This window comes from Lacrimispora xylanolytica (assembly GCF_026723765.1).
Taxonomy (GTDB): Bacteria; Bacillota; Clostridia; order Lachnospirales; family Lachnospiraceae; genus Lacrimispora; species Lacrimispora xylanolytica.
The window spans coordinates 65,748-85,983 of record NZ_CP113524.1; the positions used below are offsets into that span (position 1 = coordinate 65,748).

General features: G+C 43.3%; 19 protein-coding genes and 1 tRNA gene. 12 read left to right on the forward strand and 8 right to left on the reverse strand.

The genetic code is table 11. The features are described from left to right. Positions 1 to 17 precede the first annotated feature (17 nt). The 4 genes from OW255_RS00255 to OW255_RS00270 all read right to left on the reverse strand — a co-directional run bounded on the left by OW255_RS00255 (position 18) and on the right by OW255_RS00270 (position 4,651). The gene (locus OW255_RS00255; RefSeq protein ID WP_268115238.1) at positions 18 to 1,946 is read right to left on the reverse strand and encodes a V-type ATP synthase subunit I; all 1,929 of its coding nucleotides are present in this window, start codon (positions 1,944 to 1,946) and stop codon (positions 18 to 20) included. 17 nt (positions 1,947 to 1,963) lie between these two features. Next, a complete protein-coding gene (locus tag OW255_RS00260; RefSeq protein ID WP_024837847.1) occupies positions 1,964 to 3,010 on the reverse strand; it encodes a V0D/AC39 family V-type ATPase subunit in 1,047 nt (348 codons plus the stop codon). A gap of 4 nt (positions 3,011 to 3,014) precedes the next feature. Continuing rightward, a complete protein-coding gene (locus tag OW255_RS00265) occupies positions 3,015 to 3,326 on the reverse strand; it encodes an ATPase (RefSeq protein ID WP_268115239.1) in 312 nt (103 codons plus the stop codon). A 215-nt stretch (positions 3,327 to 3,541) separates the two neighbouring features. Further along, positions 3,542 to 4,651 carry an SH3 domain-containing protein gene (locus OW255_RS00270; protein WP_268115240.1) on the reverse strand — a complete coding sequence of 370 codons (1,110 nt, stop codon included), beginning with the start codon at positions 4,649 to 4,651 and terminating at the stop codon, positions 3,542 to 3,544. Between the two features lie 213 nt (positions 4,652 to 4,864). Between OW255_RS00270 and trmB the strand changes: the two genes are divergently transcribed. From trmB to atpC, 11 genes are all read left to right on the forward strand, one after another. Next, positions 4,865 to 5,503, forward strand: a complete 639-nt coding sequence (gene trmB / locus OW255_RS00275) for a tRNA (guanosine(46)-N7)-methyltransferase TrmB (protein WP_024837844.1) — start codon at positions 4,865 to 4,867, stop codon at positions 5,501 to 5,503. 85 nt (positions 5,504 to 5,588) lie between these two features. After that, positions 5,589 to 5,741, forward strand: a complete 153-nt coding sequence (locus OW255_RS00280; protein ID WP_166429841.1) for a hypothetical protein — start codon at positions 5,589 to 5,591, stop codon at positions 5,739 to 5,741. Between the two features lie 109 nt (positions 5,742 to 5,850). Next, a tRNA-Lys gene (locus OW255_RS00285) sits at positions 5,851 to 5,923 on the forward strand. A gap of 1,005 nt (positions 5,924 to 6,928) precedes the next feature. After that, the gene (locus OW255_RS00290) at positions 6,929 to 7,591 is read left to right on the forward strand and encodes a F0F1 ATP synthase subunit A (protein WP_268116646.1); all 663 of its coding nucleotides are present in this window, start codon (positions 6,929 to 6,931) and stop codon (positions 7,589 to 7,591) included. A gap of 30 nt (positions 7,592 to 7,621) precedes the next feature. After that, on the forward strand, positions 7,622 to 7,840 hold the full coding sequence (atpE, locus tag OW255_RS00295) for an ATP synthase F0 subunit C (protein ID WP_026893070.1): 219 nt from the start codon (positions 7,622 to 7,624) through the stop codon (positions 7,838 to 7,840). Between the two features lie 54 nt (positions 7,841 to 7,894). Further along, on the forward strand, positions 7,895 to 8,395 hold the full coding sequence (gene atpF / locus OW255_RS00300) for a F0F1 ATP synthase subunit B (protein WP_268115241.1): 501 nt from the start codon (positions 7,895 to 7,897) through the stop codon (positions 8,393 to 8,395). Continuing rightward, the gene (atpH, locus tag OW255_RS00305; protein ID WP_026893072.1) at positions 8,376 to 8,879 is read left to right on the forward strand and encodes an ATP synthase F1 subunit delta; all 504 of its coding nucleotides are present in this window, start codon (positions 8,376 to 8,378) and stop codon (positions 8,877 to 8,879) included. Before atpF ends, atpH begins: the two co-directional genes overlap by 20 nt. Positions 8,880 to 8,884: 5 nt before the next feature. Further along, entirely contained in the window at positions 8,885 to 10,393 is a 1,509-nt protein-coding gene (atpA, locus tag OW255_RS00310) for a F0F1 ATP synthase subunit alpha (RefSeq protein ID WP_268115242.1), read from the forward strand. Positions 10,394 to 10,396: 3 nt separating this feature from the next. After that, entirely contained in the window at positions 10,397 to 11,293 is an 897-nt protein-coding gene (gene atpG, locus OW255_RS00315; RefSeq protein WP_268115243.1) for an ATP synthase F1 subunit gamma, read from the forward strand. A gap of 61 nt (positions 11,294 to 11,354) precedes the next feature. Beyond that, positions 11,355 to 12,749, forward strand: a complete 1,395-nt coding sequence (atpD, locus tag OW255_RS00320) for a F0F1 ATP synthase subunit beta (RefSeq protein ID WP_024837833.1) — start codon at positions 11,355 to 11,357, stop codon at positions 12,747 to 12,749. A gap of 16 nt (positions 12,750 to 12,765) precedes the next feature. Beyond that, complete coding sequence (atpC, locus tag OW255_RS00325; RefSeq protein WP_024837832.1) at positions 12,766 to 13,191, forward strand: ATP synthase F1 subunit epsilon; 426 nt, start codon at positions 12,766 to 12,768, stop codon at positions 13,189 to 13,191. Positions 13,192 to 13,341: 150 nt separating this feature from the next. Here atpC and OW255_RS00330 read toward each other — a convergent pair whose 3' ends face one another. After that, positions 13,342 to 14,148 carry a ZIP family metal transporter gene (locus OW255_RS00330; RefSeq protein WP_268115244.1) on the reverse strand — a complete coding sequence of 269 codons (807 nt, stop codon included), beginning with the start codon at positions 14,146 to 14,148 and terminating at the stop codon, positions 13,342 to 13,344. 164 nt (positions 14,149 to 14,312) lie between these two features. Here OW255_RS00330 and OW255_RS00335 point away from each other — a divergent pair, with 164 nt between their 5' ends. Further along, on the forward strand, positions 14,313 to 15,851 hold the full coding sequence (locus OW255_RS00335; RefSeq protein ID WP_268115245.1) for a C40 family peptidase: 1,539 nt from the start codon (positions 14,313 to 14,315) through the stop codon (positions 15,849 to 15,851). 91 nt (positions 15,852 to 15,942) lie between these two features. On the opposite strand, the gene OW255_RS00340 is transcribed toward OW255_RS00335, so the two are convergent. The 3 genes from OW255_RS00340 to OW255_RS00350 form a co-directional block, all read right to left on the reverse strand. Beyond that, positions 15,943 to 18,213, reverse strand: a complete 2,271-nt coding sequence (locus OW255_RS00340) for a sensor histidine kinase (protein WP_268115246.1) — start codon at positions 18,211 to 18,213, stop codon at positions 15,943 to 15,945. A gap of 8 nt (positions 18,214 to 18,221) precedes the next feature. Then, a complete protein-coding gene (locus OW255_RS00345; protein ID WP_268115247.1) occupies positions 18,222 to 18,917 on the reverse strand; it encodes a response regulator transcription factor in 696 nt (231 codons plus the stop codon). 83 nt (positions 18,918 to 19,000) lie between these two features. Next, complete coding sequence (locus OW255_RS00350) at positions 19,001 to 20,137, reverse strand: tyrosine-type recombinase/integrase (protein WP_268115248.1); 1,137 nt, start codon at positions 20,135 to 20,137, stop codon at positions 19,001 to 19,003. Positions 20,138 to 20,236: the final 99 nt, after the last annotated feature.

Genomic DNA, 20,236 nt, shown 5'->3' on the forward strand with positions numbered 1-20,236 from the left:
ACCTCCTGATATGTTTTTTATATTTTTTTTCCGTATGGCTTAAATGCGCGGCCGGTTCCCCGGTAAAAGCGGCTGAATAATTCATAATATTCCAAACGCAGCACCTGGATACCAACAATCAGTCCCTCCATGCCGCAGACGAATAGATTGCCCAAAACCACAACGAGCCAGTTTACAGTTCCGGCTTCATGGCCGGAGAGCATTAGTACCACTTCCATCATGGCCGCATGACTGACGGCAAAAGCCCCCACACGGACAAAGGATAGTGTATTGGAAAAATAGCTTAAAAGCACTTCAAAGAGTTCAAAAAAGCCCTGAACTACAAACATGCCCTTTTCCTTAGGCATAATCCTTGACTTTCGCTCCACCAGATGGGTAAGAGGTTCCTTAAAGAACATGATGACAAGGGGAAGACCGAACATAATGACCAGTAAAGCAGAAGCTGGTATGGGGTTCTCGGTCATATAAAGTACAATTGTGAGCACCAGACCGGCATAAAATACAAATCCAGCCAGGCCATTGGTATCAAAAAAGGTTCGTTCCGGGTCTCTGGAACGGTAGCTGTTTATGATGTTTAGAATCATGGTAAGGAGTATAATTCCCATACCTAATAAGACTGCAACGATAAATACAGTGTTCAGACGTCCGATAAACGGAAGGTTCGTCATATGCTGCATGGGTCTTAGCCACACCGGATGGATGATATCTTCAAATCCGAAGATACTTCCAAACAGGAACCCGAATATGGTGGAGAAGAATCCGCAGCAGGAGACGATGGCTCCCAGGCTTAATTTCTTCATCCGGTAGAGGAGAAAGCCTCCGATTAATAGGCATAGTCCCTGTCCCACATCTCCAAACATGAAACCAAAGAGGAAGGAATAGGTGAGACCGATTAATATAGTAGGATCAATCTCATTATAGGCAGGAAGCCCATACATCCGGATAAACAGCTCAAAGGGCTTAAACAGTCCGGGATTTAAAAGCTTTGTGGGAGGACGGCTGATGATATTTTCATGGTTCTCCTCAACGATGCAAAAGGTCTTTTCATCCTCGGAAATGTCATTTTGAAAGGAATCGGCATCCCGGTGGCTCATCCAACCGCAAAGAATATAAAAGGTATTCCTGCTCTGTCTCGTACAGGCCGCTAATTTTCTTACATTAAAGTTGGTTGAAAAGCTTTCCAGCCGGTCTCTGGCGGATAGAAGATCATCCCGCTTAGATTCCAGAAAGGTTGAAAGCTGCTTTCTTAAATCATTAATCTCCAATTGGACTGTCTTCATATTATCTTCCAGTGTTTTGGTCGCCTCAAAGGGGGTACCCTTATACTCGTCCGGAACGGTAATCTGTTCGAAATGCATGGAAGCATAAATAGCATCAATCCGGTTTGAAATCGTATCCGGTACAAAATAGACCAACCAGACATATTCATCATCTTCTCTGCATTTGTATAAAACCGTATCAATGGTATCGTACACATAATCCTCAAACTTATGGTAATACTCGTGTGAAATGCGGCCAAAGCGGAATTTGATGTACTTAAAATGAAGGATGGAGCTTAAGTCGTAATTCAGTGCGGTAAATGGAAGAATCCGTTGCAGTGATTCCTTTAAAGAATCCCGCTTGGCTAACAAGGTCTCTTCTCTGGCTTTTAATTCTTCTGTTTCGTTCCCAATCGCTTCAATGATATCAGCTGCCTGAGAAACGGTCATTTTTTTGTGGCCCGTCTGTTCTCCGTCTGGAGAGAGAAGCTGGGAAAGCTCTTCGGCTCGCTGACTGATATCCTTGTATGGATTGGTCTCAACAAAAGGCCTTAAGTCTTGCACCGTTTTAAGTTCTGACAAGGCATTTTCCAGATGGATCTCATATTTGGATAGGTAGGTGTCTACTACCCGGTCGATATCCTCCTTGGGCCCGGTGATACTTAAGAATTTCATCTTTTCTATCACAGAAAATGCAACCCCCTTTACTGGTTTTCCACATAGGAGATAATTTCATCCGGACTTAGACGGTACCGGATGCTCTCTATGAGGGTAATAACTTTTTGAATCTCGGCCTCTTTAAAATAGAGGTAAGAATTCAGTGTTGCAATGGAGTACGGATTTTGCTGGCTGGTGGAACGGTAGATCTTGTCAAGTACCTCCTTTGTAAGCTTTTCCAGATCCGGCAAATCGAAAACCTCTATATCCGCTTTCCGGCCATAGTAGGTGGTTTTAAGCACCCCGTAGAATTCTTCTATGGAACCGGCCTCTGCCATTTTTGTAATCTGCTCCTTGTTTAGATGATAATTGGTGGGAATGAGAAGGGAATAAATGTCCGTAGATTGTAGATTGTAGTACTTTTTGGAGCGATAAATCCACTGGATATTAAGCAGGTCCAGCTTGCTGCCAAAGCAGCGGGAGAGCAGTTCTTTTTCTTCCTTCTTTAAATGTTTCCCCATAACCTTCCAAATCGACTTAAAATACAAAAGATCCAGATGGACCTCATAATCAAATAAGGTAGGTTCCCTTGTATCTGACAATCCTTGGAGAAAGTCATAATAAATAGAGCCTTCCAGGTTTGATAAGAAGTCAGAAAGACTTCTGGATGCGGACAGTTTCATTAAGTCCAGCTTGGAATGAAGCTTGAAAAAATCCTCAAAAACAGAAAGATCGATATCCACATGATTGTTTCCAATGGCGTTACGCAGACTTTTTTTCAGAATATCGATTTCAAAGTGCATAAAATAAAGATCAAGAAACTTTCGTTGGTTCAAGTTTGCAAATCGGTATAGCTTGGCAAAATCCTTGTAAAGGGAAAGGATCAGTTTTTGCTCAATGGCACCCCGGTGCAGACTGGTGCCTTCCAGGTCCGTAAAAAGACCTTCATAGGCTTTTAAGTGGCTTAAGTAATCCACAGCCTCGGCAACCGTTGACAGCCCGGCCATTTCTCGAAACTGATTCTCTGAGATCAGATGGCTTTCCATCGCCCTTACTTTGGTGGTAATGCCGCTGTAGGACAGCAGGTCCCCCATGAAATCACTCCTTTATCATAGTTTGAAATAAATCCTCCACATACTGGCTGTGCTGCTCTTCAAAATGGGTTTCCAGCGTGGTCAGGATTCGTTTTGAATCACTTAGCTGCTTTTCAAGCTGTCGGTTCATCTCGACTTCCAGCTGGTTCCGCAGTGCTTCAATCTTTTTATTTGTCTTTTCTTCTAAATCAGAATCGAATGCAGCCGTGCGGTCCTCCATTTCCTTGGCAAATGCTTTTTTTCGCTCGTTAGCGTTATCCATAATGGAAGTTGCTGCCGATTCGATATCAGATATCTTCTCAATAACCTTATCCATACCGTAGCCTCCTTAGTTATGTTTTGTTGAATAACGTATTGTATATATAATGATACTATAATTTGAAAAAAATACCATACCAAATGTGGGAAAATAGACAATTTTATGAAAATTTAATCAATAAGGACAACTTATGCATTACAAAACGCAATTATGCACCATTTATACAAAAACGAAGACAGGGAAAGTTTTCCGCTGTCTTCGTTTTCTCATGTTTATTGACCAGCTTTCTTCGTAGTTTCCGAAGTGGCCGTTGTCTCTTTGGTGTCGGTATCCCCAGTTCCTTCTGATACCGTTAAAAATTCTGTAGCAATGTAAGCTTCTTTACCTTCGAACGTGATGACAGTCCATGTGTCATCATATGTCTTTACAAATTCAACCTTAGTACCGGCTGCAAGGCTGCCAAGTTTGGTACCGTCGGTAGAAGGGGTGGAGCGCACATTCAGCTTGCTTTTTGTGGTATATGTCTTAGGCGCCTCTGTTTCTTCTTCTGTAACCGCCTCGGTGGTCTCCGGGCTGCTGGTGGCCTCTGTCTCGATTTGGGATGATGTCTCAGTTGGTGCCGGGTTCTGTTTTCCTCCCTTACCGGGAACCAGTTTTACAAAGATTAAAACAAGAACGAGAATCCCTAAAAATATCAATGCCGGCTTTAATAAGCCGCTGGTATCCGGCGTATTCCTTGAGGAGCGGCGTCTGCTCCGTCCTTTTGGAGTACCTCTTTGAACTTGTCTTGTTGTGGCTGTCCGATTGGCAGCTTTTCTATCCCCACTACCCTGAGGGTGTGGTCTTTGAGCTTGTCTCTGTCCCTGATGAGCATTGGCTCTTCCTTGGGTGCCTCTCCCTGCGCTGCTACTGCCGGAGCTGTTTCTTGCAGCACTGCTTCTTACGGCAGCACGATCGCCGGATGCAATGGGAACTGGCTTAAGGGGAGCGGAGCGCTGTCTGTAAGCAGCATCCTCCGGACTTTCCCTGTGAAATGTATGAGCAAAGGCATGTACTTCCGCTGCCAGAAGCTTTAAGGCTTCTCCGGCATCATAGGGACTGTCGCTGCCTTCGTGTACGGCTTTGTTGCCGATCATTCGTATTCTGTGATAATGGTCCTTGGAAGTTTGGGAAATCAGACGTCCTTCAAATAGCTGATCAATGCTGTCCGCTAAATCTCCTTCCACAATCAGGGCTTTTTCTCCTAAATAGTTTACCATATATTCCAGTGTCTGTCGGGCTTTGATCATGGACAGATTGAACTGCTGTTGATTCATGAGTATCTCTGTCTCCCTAAGACCCTGCTGGATTCTGATCCAGAAGTTGTTGTCGGTCGTTCCCATATATTTCCTCCTTTGCAAAAACGGATGTATTCCAATATATAGGTATTATACCTGATTAAAAGGGTTTTGGCACCTTTTATTTTTTTACGATTTTTTTTCTTTTATTAATTTTTTTCCGTATCTTGCACCTGTCCCTTCTAATATGATACAATCTACCTGCTATGCCAGAATGGATAGATAGAATACGATAGAACTATTTGGAGGAATTATAATATGAGGTTACGTCACATACCAGGCTCGGAAAAAGAGATTGCAGCCAGTCCATATGTGGTTCAGAACCCGGAGGAGAAAAAGGGCCGGTGGAACGAAGTCTTTGGAAATGAGAGGCCCATTGAAATAGAAGTAGGTATGGGGAAGGGCAGATTTATTATGGAACTTGCATCCCTTCATCCAGACATTAATTATGTAGGAATTGAACGTTACCCAAGTGTTCTGTTGCGTGGGCTTCAAAAAAGAGAAGGCTTAGAGCTTGATAACATTTTCTTCATGTGCGTGGATGCGAAGAATCTTATGGATATCTTTGAGCCGGGAGAGGTACAGAAAATCTATCTGAATTTTTCGGATCCATGGCCAAAGGACAGGCATGCTAAGCGCAGGCTTACCTCTGAGGAGTTCATGGAAGTCTATGATAAGATTTTAAAGCCAGACGGCGTGGTAGAGTTTAAAACAGACAACAAAGGCCTGTTTGATTACTCTCTGGAAGCCATTCCAGGGGAGGTGTGGGAGATTAAGGAATTTACCTATGACCTTCACCACAGCGAAATGGGTGAGGGAAATGTAATGACCGAATATGAAGAGAAGTTTTCCTCAAAAGGAAATCCCATTTATAAGCTGGTCGCAGGAAGAAAATAAAAAAATCAGTAACCGGTGCCAGTTTTTATGAACAGGGCACCGGTTTTGCATATAATATAGAAAAAGAAGATTCAGGTGAATGGTCATGGGAATGAAAGACAAGGTTACAAATAAGCTTCTTCAGGCAACCAGCGACAAGACTGACTTAAATAAGAAGCTTCTTACTTTTAACAAATCATTCGTAGAAGTGAACAAAACACTGGGTGGGAATTCAGGGAAAAATAAGAAAAATAAATAAAATCTAAAAAAGAGTAAATAATTTGTAAAAAAGGTGTTGACTTTTGTTGAATACGGTTATATAATTACACTCGTGCTTGAGACGAGAGCACAGGAAAAACGAAAGACAAGCGCCTTTAGCTCAGTTGGTAGAGCAGTAGACTCTTAATCTATTTGTCCGGGGTTCGAGCCCCCGAAGGCGCACTAAAAAAGTACTGGTTTTGCAGACAGAGAGCTGCGGGGTCGGTGCTTTTCCTTTTTTGAAAAATAAAATATCGGATCGATATTTTTATCATGCAGGATATGATATGCCTGCAATAGTGAAACTGGCGATGGGGAAAGTGTTCTATGACTCCATGCCGGTTTTTTATTGTTTTAATGCTATTTAGGAATCTCTTCTTACCATAATAATGGGACTTGGTTCATGCAATCGAATAAAATGGTAGATAACAAGCATAATAGCCTTAAGAAGCTGTAATTCTCATGTGGTCATCTTGTCTTAAGAAAGAGCTATAGGGAGCATGAAAAACCAACAAGTGAAATACTCCCTTGTAAGCACATCGAATTAAGAATTATTAAGCTGTGCTCCCGTCATTTTTTATTTCCAGTAAAATATTTATAAACAGTAAGGCGAATTTAAGCTTATATTAATTTAAAAGGCTTATTTATGTGTTCCATTTAATAAGAAGAAAAGGTGTTAAAGCCAGTATATTTCCATAGGGAGCATTTGTAGGATTTGTTATGGGGATGGAAAAAGTGGTGATTCATCGTATCTTTTTTTTCCATCAAATAAGTCTCTGGGATACCTTGCTTCGTAAGTAATGACGGTTAAAATTTATGTTATAAAAAAAACATAGTCATTTTTCATAAAATATAAAACAAAAAATTGTGATAAATCCTAGAAAATTGAATCTTAAAATCGTGACTTTACTTTTTTATTACATTTTAATTAAAAATATTGATAATAAAACCCGGATTATAACTGTTTAAGTTGTTTTAAATGTTCAAACAATAACCCGCATTAACAAGATGTTACGAAATATCTAAAAAGTTGACAATTTTCGCGGTTGAAAGTATGATACACCATATACCTCAAGGAAATTGTATGTCCAAAAATACAATTTTAAAAAGAGGATAACAATATAAAAAAGAGAAAGGCTGTCTCTAAGAAAGGAAGTGAGCATTACGGAGGATTTAGCAGAGAAGTTAATGGAAGAACTTAACTGCGAAACGGTATTTACCATCCCGGTATTCGGAGGAATTGGTATCTCAGAATCTGTTGTGGTAACGTGGGTTATCATGGCGGCCCTGACGCTGCTTTCCATTATATTTGTCAGGAACTTAAAGGTTGAGAACCCTGGAAGGAAGCAGCAGGTACTGGAGTTGGCGGTCGGTGGTCTTTATGGTTTTTTTGATGACCTGATTGGTGAAGAAGGAAGACGTTACATTCCCTACCTTGTGTCTGTGGCAATTTACATCGGTGTTGCGAATCTCATTGGTTTGCTAGGGCTTAAACCGCCTACCAAGGATTTAAATGCCACCGCAGCGCTTGCTATTATGAGCATTCTGCTGATTGAATATGCAAGCTTTCACAGAAAAGGCCTTAAAGGCTTTATTAAAGGCTTTGCGGAGCCGGTCGCGATTATCGCGCCGATCAATATCCTGGAACTGTTTATCAAACCGCTTTCCTTGTGTATGCGATTGTTTGGTAATGTTTTAGGAGCGTTCGTTGTTATGGAGCTTATTAAGCTGATCGTTCCGGCGATCATTCCAATTCCGTTTTCTATGTATTTTGACATTTTTGACGGATTGATTCAGGCGTATGTATTTGTATTTTTGACGGCTCTTTTCATCAAGGAGTCAGTAGAGTAAAACTAGTTCAAATTAAAAGGAGAGATTATTATGTTTACAGCTATTGGAGCAGGACTCGCAGTATTAACAGGTTTAGGTGCAGGTATTGGTATCGGTTTAGCAACCGCTAAGTCCGTAGATGCTATTGCTAGACAGCCAGAAGCAGACGGCAAGATCAGCAAGGCTCTCTTATTAGGTTGTGCTCTTGCAGAGGCAACTGCTATTTACGGTTTCGTTATTGCCCTTCTTATCATCTTATTCCTCAAATAATGCCTGAAATCAGGATTCGATTGGAAAATATAAATAGAAAGGCAGGCGGTAGAGATGCTTAGACTGGATATGAACGTTGTGTTTAATATGTTGAATCTTATTGTCCTGTATCTTTTGCTAAGGCATTTCCTGATTAAGCCGGTTATGGAAGTAATGAATAAGCGGCAGGCGATGATTGAGAACAGCATTTCAAATGCCAAAAATTCTGAGGGCCAGGCAGCAGAGATGAAAAAGCAGTATGAAGATAAGCTGGCGGAATCCTCAAAAGAAGGATTAAAGATTATCGAAGAAGCAAAAAATCAGGCCAAGGTTCAATATGACCGTATTTTAGAGAATGCGGAAGAAGAGGCTGGCCGGGTGATTTCAGAAGCACAGAGAAAAGCGGAAGCCGATCAGGAAAAAGCGCTTAACGAAGCTAAGGCTCAGATTGCCGGCTTAGTAATCGCTGCGGCGGCAAAGGTAGTCAATCAGGAAGCGAGTGCCATGGCAAACAAGGCGCTTTATGATTCATTTATAGCAGAAGCAGGTGATTCTCATGATGCAGGCAGCAATTAATTACGGACGGGTTCTTTTTGAACTTTCCATTTCCCAGACGGCCATAGAGGAGACGGCTCTGGCGCTAAAGACAGTGCCGGAGCTTAAGCGTGCCTTAAGCAGTCCTGTGATTCCAAAGGGCAGCAAGCATAAGGTGATTGAGCGCGTGTTTCCAAAAGAGATGATAACCTTTTTAAAGGTAATCGTGGACCGGAGAGATATGGACCTTGCAGATGATATCTTCGAGGCGTATCGTACGCGGGTAGCGGAGGAAGAGGGAGTTTTAGAGGCTTCCCTTTACTATGTTACGGAACCGGAAGAAGCACAGCTTCAGGAAATTAAGGCGATGCTTTGCAAAAAGTACGAGAAGAAGGACATAAGACTCCGCTTGATCGAAGACCCCGGTTTAATCGGTGGATTCATCATCCGTGTAGGAGATGTGGAGACTGACTGGAGCTTAAAGGGACGTCTGAGACAATTAGAACAAAAAATAATGCGGAGGTGAAAAACGTGGCTTCCATCAATTCAGATGAAATTATTTCAATATTGAGAAGTGAAATTGCAGATTATGACGCGCATGCCAGGGACCAGGAAGTGGGAACTGTAATAAGCGTTGGAGACGGCATTGCAACGGTATATGGTATTGACCATGCAATGTACGGAGAAATCGTTGTATTTGATAATGGAATTAAAGGAATGGTTCAGGATATCAGAAGAGAAGATATCGGATGCATCCTCTTTGGTTCTGACCGCGAAGTAAAAGAAGGTTCTAAAGTAACAAGAACCAAAAAACGTGCAGGTATTCCGGTAGGTGATAAGTTCGTAGGAAGAGTTGTAAACTCTCTTGGAGCTCCTATCGATGGAAAGGGTGAAATCGTTTCTGACGATTACCGTCCTATTGAAAATGAAGCACCTGGCATCGTTGACCGTAAGAGCGTATCCGTTCCTATGGAAACAGGTATTCTTGCCATTGACTCCATGTTCCCTATCGGACGTGGACAGCGTGAGCTTATCATCGGCGACCGTCAGACTGGTAAGACTTCCATCGCTATTGATGCGATTTTAAACCAGAAGGGCAAAGATGTGATCTGTGTTTACGTTGCAATCGGACAGAAGGCTTCTACCGTTGCAAAGCTTGTTAACACTTTATCACATTACGGCGCTCTGGAATATACCATCGTGGTAAATTCTTCAGCAAGCGAACCGGCACCCCTTCAATACATTGCACCTTATTCCGGAACTGCTCTTGCAGAGTACTTCATGCATAAGGGAAAAGATGTACTGATCGTTTATGATGATTTATCCAAGCACGCAGTGGCTTACCGTTCCCTGTCACTGCTTTTAGAGCGTTCTCCCGGACGTGAGGCATATCCTGGTGACGTTTTCTATCTCCATTCCAGACTGCTGGAGCGTTCCAGCCGCTTAAAGGATGAACTTGGAGGAGGTTCCATTACCGCTCTTCCAATTATTGAAACTCAGGCAGGAGACGTATCTGCCTACATTCCAACCAATGTTATCTCCATTACTGACGGACAGATATTCCTGGAGAGTGATCTTTTCTTCTCCGGTATGAGACCGGCTGTTAACGTTGGTCTTTCCGTATCCCGAGTTGGTGGTGCGGCTCAGACTAAGGCGATGAAAAAGGCAGCAGGAAGCATTCGTATCGATCTGGCTCAGTGTCGTGAGATGGAAGTATTCACTCAGTTCAGTTCTGATCTGGATGCAGCGACCAAGGAGCAGATCCAATACGGTAGAGGACTGACAGAGCTGTTAAAGCAGCCTTTATGTCATCCATTAAGCCTTCATGACCAGGTAATCAGCCTGCTTGTTGCGAACAATCGTCTTCTTGTTGATGTTGAAGTTTCAAAGATCAAGGCATTCCAGAGAGATATGCTTGACTACTTTGAAAATGCACATCCGGAGATTGTCAAGGAGATTGAAGAGACGAAGGCCATCTCTGATGAGCTGAAGCAGAAGATCCTTGACACAGCGGTTGAATTTAAACAGAAACGGGTGTAAGATATGGCAAATGCGAGAGAGATACAAAGCAGGATAAACAGTATTAAAAGCACCATGAAAATTACCAATGCGATGTATACCATTTCCTCGTCAAAGCTTAAAAGGGCAAGGAAAGCCCTGACTGATACGGAGCCTTATTTTTATGCACTGCAGAGCACCATCGCAAGAATTATCAGACATACACCGGATATTAATGATCCGTATCTGGATACCCGGCCGGAGATCAAGAAAGAAGACCGTAAGATCGGATACATCGTGGTTACGGCTGATAAGGGACTTGCGGGTGCTTATAATCATAATGTATTTAAACTGGCCCAGGAGCAGATTGACAAGGGTGGTAATCCCATGCTGTTCGTCGTAGGTGAATTGGGGCATCAGTATTTTGTTAAAAAGGGAATACCAGTGGAACAGGATTTCCGGTATACCGTACAGAAGCCTAACATGAGCCGGGCCAGAATCATTGAAGAAAAGATCGTGGATTATTTCCTGTCTGGAAAACTTGATGAGGTGTATATGATTTACACCAGAATGGCCAATGCGATGAAGATGGAGGCAGAGGTGCAGCAGCTTCTTCCTATTCCTAAAAAGCAGATCACCCGAAATGTACCGCTTAATGTACATTTGGAGGAGGTCACCATGTACCCGTCACCTCAGGCAGTGATTGATACCATTGTGCCCAATTATATCGCAGGTTTCATCTACGGCGGTCTGGTGGAATCCTATTCCAGTGAGCAGAATTCCAGAATGATGGCAATGCAGGCTGCAACAAACAGTGCTCAGGATATGTTAAGCGAGCTGGCGATCACTTATAACCGTGTCCGTCAGGCAGCGATCACTCAGGAGATCACTGAGGTAATCAGCGGGGCAAAAGCCCAGAAAAAGAAAGCGAAGAAAGCGTAGCTTCATCGTGTTTTCAATAAATTGAGAGAGGAGGAGTCCTCACGACTGTGAGTAACAGATTATGAATAAAGGTAAGATCGTTCAGGTCCTTGGACCTGTAGTAGACGTTGAGTTTTTAGAGGGCAGTGAGCTTCCGGCTATTAAGGATGCCCTTGAGGTATACAATGAAGGCAGACGCTTAGTTATGGAGGTTGCTCAGCATATGGGCAACAGCACAGTCCGTTGTATTATGCTGGCATCCAGCGAAGGACTGAGCAGAGAGATGGAAGTAACTGCTACCGGAGAAGGAATTAAGGTTCCGGTTGGTGAGAAGACTCTTGGACGTTTGTTTAACGTACTTGGTGAAACCATTGATAATGGAGAGGAAATCTCCGATGCACCCCAATGGGTCATTCACAGAGATCCCCCAGCATTTGAGGAACAGAGTCCGGTTGCAGAAATCCTGGAAACAGGTATTAAGGTAATTGACCTTTTAGCTCCTTATGCTAAGGGTGGAAAGGTTGGTCTGTTCGGCGGTGCCGGTGTTGGTAAGACAGTTCTTATCCAGGAGCTGATTCACAACATTGCTACTGAACACGGCGGATATTCCATCTTCACCGGTGTTGGAGAGCGTTCCCGTGAGGGTAATGACCTTTGGACCGAAATGGGTGAGTCCGGTGTTATTTCAAAGACTGCTCTGGTGTTCGGTCAGATGAACGAGCCGCCGGGAGCACGTATGAGAGTTGCAGAATCAGGCCTTACCATGGCGGAGTATTTCCGTGATGAAGAGCATAAGGACGTGTTATTATTCATTGATAACATCTTCCGTTTTACTCAGGCTGGTTCTGAGGTATCCGCTCTTTTAGGACGTATGCCTTCCGCCGTTGGTTATCAGCCGACTCTGGCTACAGAAATGGGTGAGCTTCAGGAGCGAATCACTTCCACAAGAAATGGTTCCGTTACCTCTGTTCAGGCTGTTTATGTGCCTGCCGATGACTTAACTGACCCGGCTCCTGCAACCACCTTCGCTCATCTGGATGCAACCACTGTTTTATCCAGAAAGATCGTAGAACAAGGTATCTATCCGGCAGTTGATCCTTTGGAATCCAACTCCCGTATCTTAGAGCCTGACGTAGTAGGAGAAGAGCATTATGAAGTTGCACGTAAGGTACAGGAGCTTCTTCAGAAGTATAAAGAGCTTCAGGACATCATCGCGATTCTTGGTATGGAAGAGCTTGGTGATGACGATAAGACTACCGTATACCGTGCAAGAAAGATCCAGAAGTTCTTATCCCAGCCTTTCTCTGTTGCGGAGAACTTTACTGGCGTAACAGGAAAGTATGTGCCTCTTAAGGAGACCGTACGCGGCTTTAAGGCCATTGTTGACGGTGAGATGGATCAGTATCCAGAGGCTGCATTCTTTAACGTTGGAACCATTGATGAAGTGATTGAAAAGGCCAGGAAATTAGAGGCTTAACTTGGAGGTGCTGCCTGTGGGTAAGAATACATTTTTCCTTCAGGTTCTTGCCAGCGACAAAGTCTTTTACAGAGGCTCATGCCAGGAACTTGTAATTCCCCTGGCGGATGGCGAAAAAGCGGTTCTTCCCCACCATGAAAATATGGTCATTGCCGTAGCGATTGGTGAGATGCGCATGCTTGACGGAAACGGTCAGTGGATCAGCGGTGTGGTTGGTAATGGGTTCGCCCAGATTATCAACAACCGTGTCACTGTTCTCGTGGACACAGCCGAGCGTCCGGAGGATATTGATGAACGCCGGGCCGAGGAAGCAAGGGAAAGAGCAGAGGAACAGCTTAGACAGGGCAAGAGCCTTCAGGAACATTCTCATTTTGAGGCGTCTTTAGCCAGATCACTGGCAAGACTGCGTACAAAACAAAAAATGGGATCTGATAGGAAATAGATAGGTTAGAAAAGATATCCGGCAGGCAGCTGCTTTGGATATCTTTTTTTATACGATAAAGACAGTGAGCCAGCTTGTTATGGCAGAATAAAAGGCGCATGGATCAGTGACAAAGACTGATACCATGCGCCTGTTACATAATTATATTTATTAACCCAGAGCCACATCAAGGATCATCATGATCAGGAATCCCACCATGACCCCAAGGGTTCCTATGTTGGAGTGTTCGCCTAAGTGTGCCTCGGGAATCAGTTCCTCAACGACTACATACATCATGGCTCCGGCTGCAAAGGACAGTAACCAGGGCATGAGAGGGGCGATATTTCCTGCGATCAAAACAGTTAAGATACCAAAGATTGGCTCAACAATTCCGGATAAACTGCCTTTGATAAATGCTTTTTTGGCAGAAAGTCCTTCTTGCCTGAGAGGCAGGGATATGGCAGCGCCCTCAGGAAAGTTCTGAATGCCGATACCAATGGCAAGTGCCAGTGCAGATGTATAAAGTGCCGGATCATTGCCGTGCTGGGCTGCTAAGGCGAATGCCAGGCCCACGGCCATACCTTCGGGAATATTGTGCAGGGTAACTGCCATTACTAAAAGTGTGGTACGTTTCCAGGTTGATGAAATTCCTTCGGCCTCATTGCCCTTAGGATTGCTCATATCAGCATGAAGATGAGGAAGCAGAGAATCCAGAATAATCAGGAAAAGAACTCCTAATACAAATCCTCCTGCGGCCGGGATCCAGCCAATGCCTCCGGCTGCTTCTGCTTCTTCAATCGCAGGTATTAAAAGTGACCAGATGGAAGCGGCGATCATTACGCCGGCAGCAAAGCCAAGAAAGGTCCGCTGAACAGACTGATTTACTTCCTTCCGAAAGAAAAACACCAGGGATGCTCCTAAGGTAGTCATTAAAAAGGTGAAGCCAGTGCCTCCGGCAGCCCACAAAATCGGTGTCATAAAAATCCCTCCTTTTTATTTCTTATCCTTTCAAATGGGAGTCCATTTGATGGTTTTACTATATCATAAGCAGTCTTTGGGCGCAATGAGATAATTTCCCTTTCCCTTTCTGACAAAATTATGCTAAAATAGACCTGATTTTACATATGAAAGGAATTCATTCAATGAACATAAAAATAATATGGAGAAAGCGTGTGATCCGTTCCTTTTTTCTGGCTGCGACAGCAACAACTTTTTTATCTGCCTGCACCAGCACGGAAACGTCTACCAATAAAAGCTCTGCAACCCCTTCCACAGCCACTGTCTCTGAAGCGAAAAAAGAGTACCAGCCCATTGCCAGACTGCTTCCAGGAGAGGTGCTGCTTCCAAAGCTTAATGGGGTGCCGGATTTAAAAGAAAACCCCATTCCTGAATATTTGAGAAACGGCGTGGAGCACCCCGTGGTTGCAAGTCTTCAGGAACGTCTGATGAAATTAGGCTTCATGGATAACGATGAGCCGACCCAGTTTTTCGGTAACGTAACAGAAGCAGCCATAAAGGTTTATCAGCGCCAGAACGGTCTTGCTCAGGATGGAATCGTAGGTCCTGAGACCTTCACCTCCATCATGTCACCGGCAGCGAAGTATTACGCCGTTGCAAAAGGCGTTTGCGGTGATGATATAACGAGAATACAGACTCGTCTGTATGAGCTTGGTTATCTGGCCGATGCAGCCCAGGTAAATGGAACCTTTGGAGATGAGACAGAGGTAGCGGTAAGAAAACTTCAGGAAGTCAATGGTCTGAACATCGACGGAAAAGTAGGCCGTCAGACCATCAATCTTTTATACAGTGAGGAAATTAAGCCCAATCTGGTGTCCTATGGGGAAAAGAGTGATGTGGTCTTAGCCAGCCAGAAACGGTTAAAAGAGCTTGGTTACCTGATGACAGAAGCAGACGGTGCATACGGCAATGATACAGTAACCGCAGTAAAGCAGTTCCAGGCACGTAATGACCTTGTAGTAGACGGATACTTAGGACCATCTACCAGAGTGGCTTTAAACAGCAGGGAAGCCCAGCCAAACGGAATGACACTGGGGGAACAGGGAGACTCTGTTACGAATGTTCAGAAGCTCCTTAATAAGTATGGTTATCTTGCTTCCTCCAATGTAACTGGTTATTACGGAGAATTAACCGTAAATGCCGTAAAAGCTTTCCAGAGCAACAACGGCCTTTCTGCAGACGGTTCTGTAGGTAAAGATACCCTTAACAAGCTTTCAGGAAGCGGAGTAAAGAGTGCTGGCTCTAAAAGCAATACCGGAAAAGGCGGCAGCGGTAACAGCAGTGGCCCTGTAAAGGGTGGTTCTGGTGTTAACGGACTTTTATCCATTGCAAGGTCTAAGCTTGGTAAGCCTTACGTATGGGGTTCTAAAGGCCCTGGTTCCTTTGACTGCTCCGGATTTATTTATTGGTCCTTAAATCAGGTAGGGGTAAGACAGAGCTACTTAACGTCAGCTGGCTGGAGAAGTGTTGGAAAGTATACAAAGATCAGCAGCTTTGGAGACTTAAGAGCAGGAGATATCGTAGTCGTTAGCGGCCATGTTGGAATTGTAGCTGGCGGTGGTAATGTAATTGATGCTTCTTCAAGCCATGGAAGAGTCGTGGAGCGTTCTTTAAGTAACTGGTGGAGAAACAACTTCATCTGCGGCTGGAGAATCTTCGGATAAGACTTTAATATGTTATAGTTTGGTGTTTGAATATAATTTGTTCCAATATAGTAGGGAGGGGAAGCCTGAATCAGGCTTCCCCTCCCTATTATCATTTCCTGACAGGAAATGCAACACTTGCTTTAAATAAGTCTCCGTCAATATAAAGGTTAAACTGTCCGCCTTGAAGCTCAGTGAGGCTCTTGGCAATGGAAATTCCAAGTCCGCTACCTTCCGTGGTTCTTGCCACATCTCCACGGACAAAGCGTTCGGTCAGTTCATCCGCCTTTATGTTCAGGGGATTTTCTGAAATATTCTTCATGGTGAAAATCACCATATCGTCTTCTTTTATCATATCTACATACACCCTGCTGTGCTCCATGGCATACTTAAAGGCATTGTTGTAGAGATTTTCAAGGACTCTCCATAAGTATCTTCCGTCTGCTTCTATAAAAATAGATTCATCTGGCAGAGAAGACACAAGTTCCAGATGGCGGAGGGAAAATTTCTCTTCAAATTCACCATTTGTCTGCTGTATCAGTTCCACAAAGTCTATATTTAGTATTTCCAGCTTTAAATTGCCAGAACTGGCCTTAGAAGCTTCTACAAGATCCTCAGTCAAAGTTTTAAGACGGTGGGACTTTTGTTCCAGTACCTCTAAGTAACCTAATATTTTCTCATCTTTAATTCCTTCTCGCTTGATGAGATCCACATAGTTAATGATGGAGGTAAGGGGGGTTTTTATATCATGAGACACATTGGTAATAAGATCCGTTTTTAATCGTTCGCTACGCACCTTTTCCTGTAAGGCTGCTTCCAGACCGGTGCCGATGTGGTTGATATGCTCTGCCAGCTCCCGCTCTTTTCCGTTAAAGGAAGCGGTATTGATCTTATAGGTGGTGTTACCCTGTGATATATGGAGCAGTGCCTGGTTGATCTGATCTGTTTCCCATGCATGGCGGTACATTTTATGAAAGACCCACAAATCAAAGGCTAGAAATAAAATGCTGATAGCGCCCATTAAGATTCGGGATGCAAGGTCCGTATAGGTAAATAACAGGATGCAGAAGGACAGTATCATGATGATGTTAAATGCCAGGTAAAAAATATAGGCGAACATGATTCTGGTGGTGAAGCGGTGGTTCTTAAAGTAAAGAGATAGATTTTTCCGCCACCGGAATAAAAGACTTCCGGTCCAGAGGGTGCCTGCCTTATACCGCTTTAGCAGACTTAAAGAGAACATGAGTCCTGCGGCATAGTAGATTAATACCCGTAATACCAGTTCCCCGTAATACCACTGCTCTTCGGCAAGAAACAGATGTATGATCTTATTAAACAGCTGGTCAGCCAGAAACAGGGAGCATAAGGTAGCGGCCAGGTATATTAAAAAGCAGCCTTCCGCTGGAAGGAGCTTTACCCGTTTGATCTTAGGCTGATAAGGGCCTTTTTCTTCCAGTCCGGTTAAGCTTACCAGGACATAGAGAGTAGCGGCACTGCCTAGAATTCCAAACAAAAGACTTACAATCCCAGAGATGTACAGCAGCCGAACCTGATTATAGGCTTCAGAGGCTGTTTCATAAGCATCGTGATAGGGATAGGAAGTATCAACCCCTATGGTCATGTGGTAATTGCCATTGTTATAGGGATTCATCTTTTCCAGCTGAGCGGAGACGTCCTTAGGGACTGTCGTTAAGTTAGAATCCACGTAAAGAGATTCCCCGGTCACATATAAGTATTTCCCCATGGCCTTAAAATCATCCACGGACTTCCCGGCAACGTTTCGGTATAGCTTATATTCCTTCTGTGAATTCTGGTAACGTACTTCGAATTTTAAGTTGCTTGGATTTTGGATAAAGCGGTAATAAAAGGAGTAATAATTGCCCAGATGGGTAAGGACTTCATACGAAAGCTGATCCATGGTAAGAAAGGCCTGTCCTGGCTCTGTAGCAACAAAGTCAGGCTCATAGGCTCTATAGTCCACCCGGACGTTTAAGTTCTTATTATCAGAGTCAGGAAGATGCCCACCGCTGACCTTAAACTGTTCATTTAAGTAATACCCCTGGGACTTGGCCCGACGGATCATCTCATCTACGGTATACTCCTTGGTAGAATTAGGGCCGTCCGTAACTCTGACAATTGGCTTTGAGTAATCAATTCTTCCGTCTGTTTCAAAAACCTCTTTGTATTTAACGTAATTGAAGATTTCGTCAATATCAGCCCGTAGCTGCTTTGTAAACTCCGGGGTGTCTTCATAGGTTTCGTGGGTGATCCAGCTGATGCCTTCTCCGTAGTGGATGTTGTTGTACATGATGGTAACGCCTACCACCACGAGAAAGGAGAAGATGATATGCAAAAGGACGGCTGCTTCTTTTCTCTTTTTCATAATCGCTCCTATTGTTTCTCGATCTTATACCCAACTCCCCAGACCACCTTTAAATAGCGGGGCTCTCTGGGATTGATTTCGATTTTTTCCCGGATGTGTCGGATGTGCACGGCTACGGTGTTGTCTGCGCCAATGGCTTCCTCATTCCAGATCTGCTCGTAAATTTCGTCAATGGAAAATACTTTTCCTGCATTCTTTACAAGAAGTAACAGGATGTTATATTCAATTGGAGTCAGCTTGATTAACTCATCGTCAACGGTCACTTCTTTATTGTCGTCGTTGATAGAAAGGCCGCCGCATTTATAGACTGCTCCCGCAGGCTGCTGATTCATGTTTCCAAGCTGGGTGTAGCGGCGGAGCTGAGATTTTACCCTGGCAACCAGCTCTAAGGGATTAAATGGCTTTGTGATATAATCATCGGCACCGATGTTAAGACCTAAAATCTTATCGGTGTCTTCTGCTTTGGCGGACAGGATAATGATTGGGATGCTGCTTGTCTCCCGTACCTTTAAGGTGGTCCTAATTCCGTCAAGTCCTGGCATCATTACATCAAGGATCATGAGATCCACTTCATTCTCTTCTAAAAGCTCCAGGGCCTCAAAGCCGTCATAAGCTTTAATGACCTGAAAGCCTTCTCCTGTTAAATATATATCAATGGCTTCTACTATTTGTTTGTCGTCATCACATACTAAGATATTCTGCATAAGAAAACCTCCTTTTCAATTATTATACAACGAAGGTAGTAAAAAAGCACTTTACTTTTTTATGAAGCAAGGGAGCCCTTTATTTATGCGTGTTTGAGGGCTATTATTTTATCACTTGACTGCATTTTGACTGCATCGTAGTATGAATCCAGTTTATCCATTTTTACATCCGCGTATCCAAAATGGGTGTAAGTGTCCATGGTTGTCTTTATGTCATCGTGGCCTAAAAGGTATTGTGCTTGCTTAATATCCACCCCCGCCTTATATAGATCGCTTGCATAGGTATGACGGAAGATATGTGCGGTAATATCGTTTGATAACGGAGTTTTTGACACGGCTTGCAATTTCATAAGTATTTTATTCCAGCGTCCATTAAATGAACCTAAACCAATATAATTGTCAGTATTAGACTTGAACAAAATACCTGACTTTTCGGCTGTGTACTCAAGTAAAATATTAAGAAGAACGTTTGGTATGGGAATATATCGTTTTCCAGCCGTTGTTTTTGTGTAATCTTGTAAACAGTCGCTTAATTTTTTACTAGTGACCAATGTTTTTGATACCTCGATACGCTTCTTTTTAAAATCTATATCCGATACATTCAGTGCCAGGGCCTCGCATTTTCTCATACCTGTGTACAGAAGTAGGTTAATAAAGCAACGTTCAAAAGCATTCAAATCAGCCTTATCAATAAGTTGTCTTTCTGATAATGTTAGGGCTCGCTTTTTTGCCTTTCTCGCATTTCTAATGTCCTTCATGCCTGCTGTAATATCTCCCACCATTATTTCTTTATACACAGCGTAACGAACAATCGCTCGAATTCTTCCTAAGCACGTATTGTAGCGGATTAATTTACCGGAAGCGATCATGGCCGCGCGGAAAGCCTCAATATGGCTTTGTCTTAAGCTCTTTGCTTTGATCTCTCCTATGTATGAATTTATAGTTCTTAGCTCACTACGAATAACAGTAACTGATTGATCCGTAATACTACCTATTTTCTCATTGGTAAGCCACAATTCGGATAGCTCCCGGAATGTGATATTTTCCTCTTGAAGTATAATCCCCTTGTCCTTAAGGCTCATAAAGTCTCTGTAATTCTTATCCAATTCCTTTAAAGTCTCTCCATAAAGAGTTTTGCGGACAGGTTTACCATCTTTTATCCCGATGGTTACCTGCTTTGCGTATCTGCCGTCCTTTCTTTTCTTTCGTTTTTCAGCCATATTATCATTTCCTTTCTATTTTTGAGTATAAAAATAACGCCCCTTGCCAGCGCGTTTCGAAAATGATATAATCTGTTTGGGAATGATTGTATCTTTTCG

Coding starts and splice junctions, on each gene's coding strand:
- OW255_RS00260 (WP_024837847.1), bottom strand. CDS start 3,010: ATGGGGGACCTGCTGTCCTACAGCGGCATTACCACCAAAGTAAGGGCG.
- OW255_RS00265 (WP_268115239.1), bottom strand. CDS start 3,326: ATGGATAAGGTTATTGAGAAGATATCTGATATCGAATCGGCAGCAACT.
- OW255_RS00270 (WP_268115240.1), bottom strand. CDS start 4,651: ATGGGAACGACCGACAACAACTTCTGGATCAGAATCCAGCAGGGTCTT.
- trmB (WP_024837844.1), top strand. CDS start 4,865: ATGAGGTTACGTCACATACCAGGCTCGGAAAAAGAGATTGCAGCCAGT.
- OW255_RS00280 (WP_166429841.1), top strand. CDS start 5,589: ATGGGAATGAAAGACAAGGTTACAAATAAGCTTCTTCAGGCAACCAGC.
- OW255_RS00290 (WP_268116646.1), top strand. CDS start 6,929: ATGGAAGAACTTAACTGCGAAACGGTATTTACCATCCCGGTATTCGGA.
- atpE (WP_026893070.1), top strand. CDS start 7,622: ATGTTTACAGCTATTGGAGCAGGACTCGCAGTATTAACAGGTTTAGGT.
- atpF (WP_268115241.1), top strand. CDS start 7,895: ATGCTTAGACTGGATATGAACGTTGTGTTTAATATGTTGAATCTTATT.
- atpH (WP_026893072.1), top strand. CDS start 8,376: ATGATGCAGGCAGCAATTAATTACGGACGGGTTCTTTTTGAACTTTCC.
- atpG (WP_268115243.1), top strand. CDS start 10,397: ATGGCAAATGCGAGAGAGATACAAAGCAGGATAAACAGTATTAAAAGC.
- atpD (WP_024837833.1), top strand. CDS start 11,355: ATGAATAAAGGTAAGATCGTTCAGGTCCTTGGACCTGTAGTAGACGTT.
- OW255_RS00330 (WP_268115244.1), bottom strand. CDS start 14,148: ATGACACCGATTTTGTGGGCTGCCGGAGGCACTGGCTTCACCTTTTTA.
- OW255_RS00335 (WP_268115245.1), top strand. CDS start 14,313: ATGAACATAAAAATAATATGGAGAAAGCGTGTGATCCGTTCCTTTTTT.
- OW255_RS00340 (WP_268115246.1), bottom strand. CDS start 18,213: ATGAAAAAGAGAAAAGAAGCAGCCGTCCTTTTGCATATCATCTTCTCC.
- OW255_RS00345 (WP_268115247.1), bottom strand. CDS start 18,917: ATGCAGAATATCTTAGTATGTGATGACGACAAACAAATAGTAGAAGCC.
- OW255_RS00350 (WP_268115248.1), bottom strand. CDS start 20,137: ATGGCTGAAAAACGAAAGAAAAGAAAGGACGGCAGATACGCAAAGCAG.